General features: G+C 33.4%; 13 protein-coding genes. All 13 read right to left on the reverse strand.

What is annotated here, in order from left to right:
* Nucleotides 1-36: 36 nt before the first annotated feature.
* Nucleotides 37-1,335 (reverse strand): MATE family efflux transporter, encoded by a 1,299-nt coding sequence (locus tag Q0H92_RS05535; protein WP_296012753.1) that lies wholly within the window; start codon nt 1,333-1,335, stop codon nt 37-39.
* 191 nt (nt 1,336-1,526) lie between these two features.
* A complete protein-coding gene (locus Q0H92_RS05540) occupies nt 1,527-2,129 on the reverse strand; it encodes a glycosyltransferase family 4 protein (protein WP_296012755.1) in 603 nt (200 codons plus the stop codon).
* A gap of 29 nt (nt 2,130-2,158) precedes the next feature.
* Nucleotides 2,159-2,719 carry a glycosyltransferase gene (locus Q0H92_RS05545; protein WP_296012758.1) on the reverse strand — a complete coding sequence of 187 codons (561 nt, stop codon included), beginning with the start codon at nt 2,717-2,719 and terminating at the stop codon, nt 2,159-2,161.
* A 115-nt stretch (nt 2,720-2,834) separates the two neighbouring features.
* Nucleotides 2,835-3,626 carry a glycosyltransferase gene (locus tag Q0H92_RS05550; protein ID WP_296012760.1) on the reverse strand — a complete coding sequence of 264 codons (792 nt, stop codon included), beginning with the start codon at nt 3,624-3,626 and terminating at the stop codon, nt 2,835-2,837.
* Nucleotides 3,619-4,602, reverse strand: a complete 984-nt coding sequence (locus Q0H92_RS05555) for a glycosyltransferase (protein WP_296012762.1) — start codon at nt 4,600-4,602, stop codon at nt 3,619-3,621. The genes Q0H92_RS05550 and Q0H92_RS05555 overlap by 8 nt, the downstream gene beginning before the upstream one ends.
* A 2-nt stretch (nt 4,603-4,604) precedes the next feature.
* Nucleotides 4,605-5,675, reverse strand: coding sequence for an EpsG family protein (locus tag Q0H92_RS05560; protein WP_296012767.1), 1,071 nt, complete (start codon nt 5,673-5,675; stop codon nt 4,605-4,607).
* Nucleotides 5,665-6,594: a glycosyltransferase family 2 protein gene (locus tag Q0H92_RS05565; RefSeq protein ID WP_296012768.1), complete on the reverse strand. Its 930-nt coding sequence runs from the start codon at nt 6,592-6,594 to the stop codon at nt 5,665-5,667. The genes Q0H92_RS05560 and Q0H92_RS05565 overlap by 11 nt, the downstream gene beginning before the upstream one ends.
* A gap of 49 nt (nt 6,595-6,643) precedes the next feature.
* Complete coding sequence (locus Q0H92_RS05570; RefSeq protein ID WP_296012770.1) at nt 6,644-7,606, reverse strand: hypothetical protein; 963 nt, start codon at nt 7,604-7,606, stop codon at nt 6,644-6,646.
* The gene (locus tag Q0H92_RS05575; RefSeq protein WP_296012773.1) at nt 7,606-8,787 is read right to left on the reverse strand and encodes a glycoside hydrolase family 99-like domain-containing protein; all 1,182 of its coding nucleotides are present in this window, start codon (nt 8,785-8,787) and stop codon (nt 7,606-7,608) included. The genes Q0H92_RS05570 and Q0H92_RS05575 overlap by 1 nt, the downstream gene beginning before the upstream one ends.
* 45 nt (nt 8,788-8,832) lie before the next feature.
* Nucleotides 8,833-9,438: a CatB-related O-acetyltransferase gene (locus Q0H92_RS05580; RefSeq protein WP_296012775.1), complete on the reverse strand. Its 606-nt coding sequence runs from the start codon at nt 9,436-9,438 to the stop codon at nt 8,833-8,835.
* Nucleotides 9,439-9,490: 52 nt separating this feature from the next.
* Nucleotides 9,491-9,682: a hypothetical protein gene (locus tag Q0H92_RS05585; RefSeq protein WP_296012777.1), complete on the reverse strand. Its 192-nt coding sequence runs from the start codon at nt 9,680-9,682 to the stop codon at nt 9,491-9,493.
* A 62-nt stretch (nt 9,683-9,744) separates the two neighbouring features.
* On the reverse strand, nt 9,745-11,202 hold the full coding sequence (locus Q0H92_RS05590) for a hypothetical protein (protein WP_296012778.1): 1,458 nt from the start codon (nt 11,200-11,202) through the stop codon (nt 9,745-9,747).
* A gap of 255 nt (nt 11,203-11,457) precedes the next feature.
* The gene (locus Q0H92_RS05595) at nt 11,458-12,237 is read right to left on the reverse strand and encodes a glycosyltransferase family 2 protein (protein ID WP_296012780.1); all 780 of its coding nucleotides are present in this window, start codon (nt 12,235-12,237) and stop codon (nt 11,458-11,460) included.
* Between the last annotated feature and the right edge of the window lie 9 nt (nt 12,238-12,246).

The raw sequence follows: 12,246 nt of genomic DNA on the forward strand, positions 1-12,246 counted from the left end.
ATTGCCGGGGAGAATCTGACAATCTCTTGGAAAAATCTAGCGTTCAAGGCGTTTTTTGCAGATAAAGTAGGCAGGAATAAGAAAACTGTCTGCAAGAATCCAAGCGGCAGGAGAAGCAAAGCAGGCGGCAGTGTAGCCGAACACAGGCACAAAAACAAGCCCGAACACACCACGCCCGGCAAGCTCAAAAAGACCTGCGAAAACCGCAAGCTGGCTGAATCCCATTCCCTGAATCATAAAGCGCACAATATTCACAAGGGCAAGAGGAAAGTAAAACGCGCTGTTAATCACAAGGAATTTGTAGATATTGCCAAGGATTTCCTCATTGCCTGAATCAATGAACAGAAGCCCCAAATTCCGCCCGAAAACAAGCATAATGCCAAACGCAAGAAGCGCATAGACAAGTCCGAGGAACGAGCAGCTGAAGATTCCGGGATTAAGACGAGAAAACTTGTGCGCGCCGGTGTTTTGTCCGCCATAAGTCGCCATAGTTGTTCCCATGGCATCGAACGGACAGCAAAAGAACATCGCAATCTTGCTTGCCGCCGCTACAGAAGCAACCGCCACAGAGCCAAGGCTGTTTACGGCAGTCTGGAGGACAACACTTCCAATTGCGGTAATAGAATACTGCAATCCCATAGGAAGCCCCATGGAAAGAAGAACATACACGTGATGGCTGTTTATCTTCCAGTCTTCCTTGGAAAGATGAAGAATCGGATAATTTTTAAGAATATAAAAAAAGCATGCAACACTTGAGACCGCCTGGGAAATAACAGTCGCAAGAGCAGCTCCTTCCACTCCGGAATTCATCGCAAGGATAAAAAACAAGTCCAGGGCAATGTTCAGCACAGAAGAAACAACAAGAAAAATAAGAGGAGTCTTGCTGTCCCCAAGGGAGCGGATTACAGCCGCAAGCAGATTGTAAGCAAGAGAAGCAGGAATTCCCGCAAGGATTATAACAAGATAGCCGTAAGAGCCGTCAAAGATGTCCGCTGGGGTTTTCATAAGAACAAGAAGAGGCTTGCAGAAAACAACCGTAACAGTCGTAACAAGAACGGCAATTGCAGCAGTAAGCTTGACTCCCCCTGCAATAAAATTGCGCATGGAATCATAGTCCCTTGCCCCGAATTTCTGCGAAACTGGAATAGCAAAGCCGTTGCAGATTCCCATGCAGCCTCCGATAATCAGAAAGCAGACCGCCCCCGTAGAGCCAACCGAAGCCAGCGCGGAAACACCAAGGAATTTGCCTACAATCACCGTGTCCGCAAGATTGTAGAACTGCTGGAACAAATATCCAAAGAAAACTGGAACCGAAAATCCTAAAATCAGCCGCATAGGGCTTCCTGTTGTCAAATCCTTTGTCATTTGAAATAGATATATGAATTTTCAAAACTTTTGTCAAATGAAAAATGCATTATATTGTGCAACTTGTTGAGCAAAAAAAAAAGCCCTAGGCAAAATGAAACACCTAGGGCTGAATAAAAAAAGTATTATAAATTATTTATACTGAAAAAAGTAAAATTGACTTATTCTTTCACACACTCCCCATAAATCTCCGCCATCTTCTTTACCGCGATGTCAACCGAATATTTTGCAGAATCTTCTATATTATTCTTCCGCATCTCTGCTCTAAGCTCTGGATTTTTGTAGAGTTTCAGGATTTTTTCCACAAAGTCAGCGTCATTTCCCAGCTGGTAAAGTTCTCCGTTTCGTCCGGGAACAACAGCGTCAGTCTGGCCGCGGATATTGCTTGCCACAACCGGAACTCCGCTCGCCATCGCCTCAATCACGCTGATTGGAAGCCCTTCCTGCCGGCTTGTCGTAACGTAAAGGTCGGAAAACGCACAGAGCAGATTTATGTCTTTTCTGTAGCCGGGAAACCAGATAATGTCGTCAACCTCAAGATTCACGGCAAGAATTTTCATTTCTTTCAGCTGAACGCCTCGTCCTGGCATTATGACTTTCAGGTTCGGAATCCGCCTTTTCAGCTCAGGAATATTTTTTATGAAAAATTCGTGGTCTTTCCGGGGAATGAACTCCGCAATGTAGAGGATTATGAAATCGCGGGAATCGTATTTGTATTTTGAACGAAGCACGTTTTTTTCTTGTTCAACATGTTTATCTTCCATATTTTCTCCAAACTTTTCTTTTAAATAGGCTACAATGACAGCGGATTATATTTTTCAAGATTCACGCCTACTCCGTCGATTTTTACTATTTTTTTCGCCTTGAATTTCTTCCGCATTGCAAGCTCATAATCTTCCTCATTTATGCAGACAAGGACATCTGTATATTTTGAGAGCCATTTTTCAACAGGATAAAACATAATCCAGTTCAAGATTGGTGCGCCTTTGTAAAAATGGAATCCGTGCGCAGTATAGATAATCTTCAAGCCATTTTTTCTGAAACTCTTTCCAGCAAGCCGCGCAACAACAGCTCCCATCGGTGTATGACAATGCAGAATATTATAGTTTCCGTTTTTTAGAATATTTTTTAAAGTTATAATGGCCTTTAGATTTTTCAATGAAAACGGAGAACGAGAAATCTCAACGTCAAAATAATTATCGCAGTCCTTTACAGGCTCGTCATTCGGACAAGCATAATCCACCTGCCAGCCCTGATTTGAACACCAGTGCATAAACGGAAGATTGAATTTTTGAAAATTTGCGGTATTTGAAACGAAAAGGATTTTACGTTGATACAAATTATTTTTATCCATATTTTGCCTCATTTTGAGAAGAATGTTATGTAAAAGATTTTTAAATTGAAATAAATATTTTTTAAGAAACTAAAATCAAGATATTCAGAAACAATTATTAAGATTTTTTTTCAGTTTATTTTCGTCTTAATTTTTTTTGAATTGTAGCTCTTACCCCAATCTCCTTAACAACACAGACAAATTGCATAGGAAGAAGAATTATCTTTACAATTTTGATTCCAATTTTTTTAGAAAGGGAATTCCTCAATGACATATATTTTTTCCGCAATGGAATTGTCCAAGTTGCAGCATAATGATGAATCGTATATGTATTTTCAGTTATTTTTAATTCACCTGTCGATGGATTTATAGGACAGAAATATTCAGATGGATAAACTGTAATTCCAGCAATTTCTTGAATTTCGTTCTTAGCAATAAAACCATGCACATGAAAAATATCAGAAACTCTATCAACAACGGTCGTTAAATCCATCGAGCCATTATTTTTTATAAAAGAACTATTTTTGTACGAATCAAGAATTTCTTTGTAGATAGGAGTCGCCGCCGGACTTGCTAGCCCAAGTCCGGCGGCGAGAGCGCCTGCACTCTCAACGCCAGCAAACGCTCCGCGTTTTAAGATTTCATCAAGCGGCTTTATTACTTCAACATCTGTATCAAAATACAATCCGCCATATTGATACAAAATATCAAAGCGTGCATAGTCACTAACAAAAGCGTACTTTTTCGCATCATAGGCCTGTGCTGTGTATGGAATTTTTCTGACATCATAGTTTTCTTCATTCCATTCCTTTATTTCATAGTCAGGAAGATACTTTTTCCAAGAAGCAATGCACTTCTGAGCTAATTCCGGGAGAGGATTTTTTCCGAACCAGCAGTAATGAATTATTTTAGGGATTTTATTATCCATTTTCTAAGCTCCTGTAAAGTTCTCTATATTGTTCATAAATAGTAACTGGAGAAAAACGTTTTGCATTTTCTGTACCTTTTGAAACAAAATTGTTATAGGTATTTTTATCAAAAAGAAGTTTTTCAAATGAGTTTTTTATTGAAGCTATATCATTCGGATTTATATAAAAAACAGAATCATTTCCGACCTCCCTGATTATCTGAAGTTCACTGGAAACAACAGGCTTACACATAGCATTTGCTTCAATAATCGGAAGTCCAAAACCTTCATAAAAAGTTGGGAATGCTACAATCTTTGCACGGTTATAGCAATTAACAATTTCTTCATAAGACACATCAAACTCATTTTCAAAATCAACATCGTTTTCTTTTAATAGTGAAATTTGAAGTTCTGTCAGTTTTCCTATAACAAGAAGTTTCGCATTTATGCCACGCATTGCTTTTATTGTCGATTCAAGATTCTTTCGTGCTCCTGTTCCTATTTGCAATATGACAGGTTTTGTCTCTTTTTCTGAAATATCATTAGGAACCAGTCTTTCATCATACGAATTGTAAATTACTTTTAGATTTATATTTTTTTTCCAACTTTGTTTTTTAAATTCATACAAAGTCTGATTTGAAACAAATGAAATCACATTAGAAAAAAATTCTGCCGTTTTTATATAAATTAATGTTTTCAAGATTTTATATAAAAAATTTCTTGAAGAATACAAAGTTCCTAAATCATGAAAAGTAACAATTGATTTATTCCGTAAAAATGGAACAAGATAACTTTCAGTCTGCGCAGCTATATGATTTATTTTTCCCTGCTCTTTTTTTGCAAATTTTATATTTTTCAACATTCCTCTTATTGTTGTTGAATGACAGGGGCAAACTTTTATAATCGCTCCTGTTGCCTCTGCGACTCTTTGAGCATATCCTTCTATCGAATTTTCACCATCGATTTTTTTTCTTAAAAAAATAACTCTTTCGTCCATAATTAATGAAAAATATTACCTCCGCTATTCATAAAGTTTTGTCTAAAAAAAATATAAAAATTCACTGCTATAAAAATTGGAATAATGATGAACTCCGTTTTTTTCTTTTTATATTCTTCAAGATAAAAAGATGACTGCGGAATATTACTTATTAAGAATAACTGATTGATTCTTCCAAAAGAGGCAATTGCAGAAAAAGCAATCATAAAATAAGCAGATAAAATCATATAAAGGGATGTTTCACGTAAAAAAGGATTTTGTTTTTTATGATTAAATAAAACTATAAAAGTCATTAAAAAAGAAATTGAATAAATAATTACAGTCTTTATCCCACCTGCTGAATGTTCCTTTTCCAAATAATTATTAACTTTTACTGAAACCATTGATAAAACATTGTTTGCAGACAAATCTCCCAAACTTCCCAGAAACTTTATAAAAACTTTATCATTTATAAAAAAAGCCAATGGAATCAGAATAAACAATCTATATGAAATCTTTTCATTCTTTACAAAAAACGGTAGCAAGCCAAAAATTCCAACTGTATGAAAGGAAAATGCCAATAAAACACAAAGCAATGCTCGTTTTTTCTGATTTTTTGACAAATAATAAATTTCCAATAAAATCAATGAAGATGCTAATCCATGACGCAAAACTATAATTTCATTCAAAAAATAAAAACATGATATGTATGTAAAAAGAGAAATAAAAATATTTTTACAGTTCTTCAATATTATAAATCTGTAAATTAAAATTGAGACTGTTGAAAGAAAGAAAAAATAAAAATGATAATTTAATCCAAGAGCATTAAAAAAAATGCAAAGCAACTCCCAGCCAGGCTCATACCCTAATATATATGGAACAAAATTACCTATACTTGGCACTGAATTATAAAAAAGCACATAATTATTTGTGTCATAGCAAGTTTCTGGACTTTTTGTTGAAGAGAACAAAATTAAAACAATACAAAAAATATTAAAGATATATTCTTTGTATTTTCTATGGACTTTTGTAAAATCCAAACCAACAGATAAAAATGAGGCAAAAAAAATCAGTAAGACAATTTTAGCTGACATATAACGACCATAATTTTTTACGCATATTTTTTGTTTTATAGAAAAAATGGAATAGATATAACTGTTCCAAAATAAAAATTATAAACAGCCAAATTTTCTTATGATTATTTTTCTTAAAATATAGAATTCTTGAAAAAAGAATCTGAGCTGATGAAAAAGAAATATACCTATCTAATGATTTCATTTTTATCTTATTTGACTTTCCTTCAAGGTGAATTGTTTTAGGATCTGATATTAAAATCCGTTTTAAACTATTTTTATTCATTTTGAACTGCAAATCAGTTTCTTCAAAATATAAAAAGAATCTCTCATCAAATTCTGCAAAGCTGTTATTGCGGACAAATAAATCAGCACCTGTAACATAGTCAACAGATTCAGAAACGGCATTTAAAAGTCTATTCTTTTTCTTATGAATCTGTTTTATATGGAAAAAAGAAAGTAAAGAATTTACAGAAATCGCAACATTTTCTTTTATAAGCCTAAAAATTTCTTTCTTATAAGTCGGAAAATCACCGCCTGAATGAATCACATTTCCTTTATCATCTTGAAGAACACAACCCAAAGCTCCAATTTTTTCTTTTTCAGGAGAATTTTCCCAATAGTCAAAGAAAATCTTTACAGCATTGTTTAACAGGACGGTATCGCTGTTCAGATATAAAATGTATTTTCCTTTTGCAATTTTTAATCCACGGTTGTTTGCCGCCCCGAATCCCAGGTTCGCATTGTTTTCTATAAGAACAACTTGCGGAAATTCGGATTTTATCATTTCAACAGAGCCGTCATTGCTGCCGTTGTCTGAGACAATAACCTCAAATGAAATTCCGTTTGTCTTGTCGAAAACTGATTTCAGGCAGTTTCTTGTCAGCTCTTTTGTATTGTAGTTTACGATTATGATTGAAACATCTAATTCCCAAGACATCAGGCAATACTCCTGACATCATTAGAAATTATATGCAAAGTGCTATATTTTACCCCCCCCGTTCAACAATAAATGCTCTTATCCAATTATCAATTTTATAATCAGATAAATCAGTTTTTCTGAAAGAGGCTGATAGAAATTCCTGTATATCATTTAAATTCTCATCCGTAATAATATAAACATTTTCTTCACTATATAATTTTTCTTTTTTTATCCATTCATTGGTTGTTATTACTTTACGCCTTAAAAACAGAGACTCCAAAGTTCTTTGAGTAAGCCCATGCTGTCCAGCAACTGGAATATCTAAAACGGAACGGCTTTTATTTAGCCTGCCATAATTTTCATATTGCGGAATTCTTCTTTCAGAAAATTTCAGAGTCTTTTCTTTTTGAGGGCTAGTTTCATCACGGAGAATATTAAAATCGCAAACTATGCCCAGCTTAGAGAAAATCTCAAATAATTTGTTGAGCTTATCATATCTGCCTCTATCTTTTCCTACAAAATAAATATCCGATTCTAATTTTTCTTCATGCGCACTCATGCTGACAAAAGGAAAATGAGCAACAGTATTTTTATAGGTTAGTCCATATTTTTCTGCATCAAAAGCATCAAATGTAAAAACTTCATAATACTTTTTCAGGTATTTAAGAAATCTTAAATCAGTTTTCGAAAGAACAGAATCCCAAAGCCAGAGATATTTTTTTTGAGCATTGCAGAATTTTAAAAACGGAAAACTAAGACATGGGGAAATACCGAAACCACCGGCAAATATTAAAATAGAATCACTTTTTTTTATTTGTTTTACAATTGAAATAAAGTTATGATTGAAATTATATTTAAAAGGAAAATGTAGGCAAAATCCCATATGAAGTAGAAATCTAGAAAATGTATTTTTATAGCTCCAAATATTTTTCCCAGCTGGGATTAATGTTACATATGGATTATTTATTTCTTCTAGTACAAGTTTTGCGCATTCATTTTTATCTATCTCGTTATAAAAAATATACAACATCAGGCACACCGCCTGATTTCTCCAGTTTTTACAAACTGGTACTTGACAAACCTAATTCTTGCTACATAATCGACTGCTGACTGCTGACTGCTGACTGCTGACTGCTGACTGCTGACTGCCTCTCTTAGCGCATCAAGATATTTGCGTCCAAATTTCAAGTCCGGCTCAAGATAGTTTCCTTCCGCCCATTCATTCCAGCTTTTTACAAATATAAATTTTCCTTTTGTGTTTTCTAGCACAGCCTTAGCATGATCCGCAAATTGTTCTGGAGTTTCTTTAGTGAAAACAGTTCCATTTTTTGCGCTGCGCGGAGTGTGATCCCAGCCTGTTATAATTGAAGGGCAGACTTTTTCATTTTCATCTGTATTTTTATCAAAAAACATCTTGCTTACTTTTTTATAAGGAATAACAAAAGGCTTTTTGAATAAATGCCTATAAACGTAATAAAAAGTTTTTCCGAAAAAGTTTCTTTTTGAAGTGTAATCATTCATACAGCAAGTATTAACAGCATCTAAATCAAGCTCAAAATATTTGCTGATATTTTTTCTGTCATTTATGCAGTGTCCGACAAAATAAATTCCTTCAAGTCCGTTTTTTTTCGCCAGTTCCCGCCAAGTTTTTATAAAAACTGAAATTTCAGGCGAAGCTAACGGCTTATAAATTACAAAGACAGGCTTGCCGTCTTGCTTTATATATCTTTCATCTTTAAAGGCTGGAAGAACATCATAAAAATGTTTTGTATACTGGGCAATTCCATCATATTTTTGCTCAATCAGAAGCTTATCTTTTCTTACATCTTTATCCCAAAGTTTCGCATACCAGCTTTCATTTGCCCAAGCAAGGCAGAACGGAAAATCAGGCTTTCCGTTTTTTAAAACTTCATTAAAAGGCCGCTCTAAAAGCTGATGATTTTCATCAAACCAGTAATGCCAATAGCAAAAACCTTCGATTCCGGCATCTCTCGCAAGCTGAGCCTGCGCCTCTCGTGTCTCTGGAACGCGCAAATCATAGAAGCCCAAGTCAGCAGGAATTCTCGGCTGATAATGCCCATGAAAATATTTTTTAGCTTTTGCAACATTAGTCCATTCAGTAAAGCCCTTGCCCCACCATTCATCATTCTCAGGAACAGGATGAAACTGCGGAAGATAAAAGGCGATTATACGAGGTTTGTTATTTGACATTAAAATTCTCCAATAAAAGGTTGGTTATTATTAATAAGTTATCAGCTATTTCTTCAAAAATTCACCGAGTATTTCTTCATCAAGCTTTTCATAAACGACCGGCATATCTTCTTTCGTGAATTTATCGAACAAGGCGGCGACGTCAATTTTTTCAAGTTTTTTACGAAGATTTTCATCCAGCCTGTACTTTATGAGCCTTGCAGGATTTCCCCCGACTATTGCATAAGGCTCGACATCTTTTGTGACCACAGCACCGGCTGCAACAACAGCTCCCTGTCCGACTGTAACGCCAGAGCAAATTATCGCATTCTGACCAATCCAGACATCGTCTTTTATAACAATGTTTCCCTTGCTTCCAGCCTCGCGCTTTTCTCCAAAAAGCCGCACCTTGAACGGATAAGTCGAGATTGTGTCAAGATTATGCTCGCCGCCCAAAAGGAAAGTTGTTCCGCCGGCAATCGAGCAGTAATTTCCGATAATAAGTTTTGTGTCAGCAGGAGAAAAATCTATCACGCTGATTGTTCCGTAAGATTTTCTTCCAACCTGAACACGGTTCATGTCGCACATATTCACAACGCACACAAGATTGTGCCTGTTCCGCAGGCGAAACAGTTTGCGGAAAATTTTGAGTTTTAAAATAGCTAAAAGCATTATTTTTCCTAGAAAATGAGAAAATTACAGAAATGTTATTTGTTGTTTTATTTTATTCAGAAAGAACGCACAAAATATTTTTTGCGATTCTGTGCATTCCTATATCGCCCGGATGAACTCCAACTCCAGGCTGTCTGTATTTTTTATAGCTTGAAGCGAAATTCTCAGAATCAATTCCGCTTCCTAAATGGCTCAAATCACAGATTCTGCTATCTGTTGCAACTTTATTGTCATAATTTCTCACTAAAGTCGTTATTCTTTTAAGATTTATAGCTCCTTTAAATAACTATATAACCATACCACCAATTATAAAAATATACTCTTAATAAAATATTTAAAAAAAATTATTCCTATTTTTATACTTTTACAGGTAAACTGCTTATAATACGAAATACACTTATTTTCATTAAATCTTTTCAAATAACCGTCTGCCCATTCTTTTACATCAATATCATAATATTTTTTTTCTATAGGGCTATCATTTTTTCCTTCAAAAAATCCAAAAAGATATTTTCTAAATTCATCAGCACTTATAATTTCTGATTTTATTTTCCTAGAAATAGATTCTAACTCATTAGGATTATTAAGGTAATAATCTATTATTCTTTCGCAATCTTCTTTAGATTTATATTGAATACTTATATCAGTTTTTCCTAAAAGAAGTTCATCTACATTATTGCAATGATGCAAACCATTTGTATTTAATGTGACTGGAAGCTTTCCCGCAATACAAGCATATTGCGTCATTAGCCCACCAAGCATTGGATAGGTATTCAAATACAATGTACAATGCTTAAAGACTTCATAAATATCTTTTCTTTCCTTGCTATAAAAAAATCGTCCTTGAAGGCTATTCTCTTTTACAAAATTTTCAAGATAAGAAAAATCTCCATTTCCTAAAAAAAGAAAAATTGTATCCGAATGATTCTCAAGTATATATTTTACAATTTCTAAAAAAACTGGACTTCCTTGAATTTTATAAATACTTCCACCTGAGAAAATAAGTTTCTTTCCTGTCGTATCAAAATTAAAACCATCAAAGTTTATTTCTCTGTTTATGATTGGATAATATGGAAGCAAAAGCAATTTATTTTCTGAAATTCCTCTATACTTTTTCGAAATGTTGTAACCATAATTTCTAAATTCAATAAAAAAATCGAATATTGTTGTTCCAAGCCAAAACGCATGATCCGTTATATTACTCAAGTATCGTTTGCATTTTCCTTGAAAATGAGCAATTGCAACAAGACTCGCTACATCAAATGGGGCTGTATGTGCAAGAATAATCTCTGGTTTAAACTCTTCTATAGTTTTTTCAATTCTTTTCGTTTTCTTAATTATATTCTTTTCAATAATAATTTCTGTTCTAAAATTATATTTTTTTAATTTTCTATAAATCTCAGTAGATTTTTCACCTTTATAACATCCTATAAAAAGGACTTCATATTCAGATTCAAAAAAAGAATTCAAATACTGTTCTGTAAGACCTCGATTATCTAAAACAAAATAATCATAAAATACAATTCTTTTTTTATCTGATTTTTTTATAAAATTTATTTTATCAGTAAAAATTTTCTTTTCTAAAATATGCATATCTTCTTCTAATTCCGCATCTGCATAAATAAGATTGGAGTTATACATTAAAGTAGCAGCTTTTTGCATACACAAGGCTGCAAACTTTAAATCATTTTTTTCTAATGCATTTCTTGCTGATTTTTTTAATTTATTAAAATCACTATTAATTATCTCTTCTGTTACAATCATGATTTATCCTTGTCTAAAAAAGACAAGGCAAACCATACTATTGCAATATCTTTTTTAGTTTATTTATATCACAGTCAATATCTTCATAGCCTTTTGTTTTTTCAGGTAAAAACTTATTAAGATATGACAATGGATTATGAATAAGGCGTAATAATCTACGCTGTAATTTATTTTCTGAAAAATGAATAATATATACCCATTTTTTTATTAAATTTTCATTAAGTAAGTGTGCAAACAAATTTTTATTGTCATTTACTATGCGCAAATTCCATTCATTACTCTTTTGTGTTGATATTCCAGATCCGCACTCATACCATACCCCCCCCGAATATTCATATAATAAACAGGTTCGTTATTGGCTATCATATAAATCATAGAGCAATCCTCTGCAAAAATTACAAATGGAGCAATTTTATTAAGATATTCAGAAAGTTTTTTTGTATTATACATAGATACTGCACCGCATATATAATCACAATCAACAAGATAATTACGCTTAATTTGTTTCATGTTATGATTTTTCCATGGGCGTAAATCTCTCGGATTTTTTTTATCTTTATAAATTGTTATACTCTTATTTTCATCTATAGAGTAATAGAACATATTCCCAAAATATAACGCTGCGGGATTTTTCTCTGCAAATCCAATAACTTCTTCCAATGTATTTTCATCATATAAAAAATCACCTGGTGAAATAAGCTTTATATACTTACCTCTAGCAATATTCACAGCGGAAAGAACATTTTTTACAATACCTTGATTCACAGGATTCTTTACAAGCCTGTAATTAGAGAAATTTTGTTCCTTAAAAAATTCTTCAACCTTATCAAGGCAATTATTTTCTGAACCATCATCCGCAATAACAATTTCAAAACTTACATTTTTTTGCCAAATAATAGACCTTAATGTATTACGAAATTTCTCCCAAACAGGATTATATGTGATAACGGCTACTGTAATTATAATAGATTTATCCATTTTTATTTTCCATACATCATTCCACAACAAATTCTTTTTTATAAAGGCTGGTTTCATTCAACTTTT

This window comes from uncultured Treponema sp., assembly GCF_934725225.1.
Classification (GTDB): Bacteria; Spirochaetota; Spirochaetia; order Treponematales; family Treponemataceae; genus Treponema_D.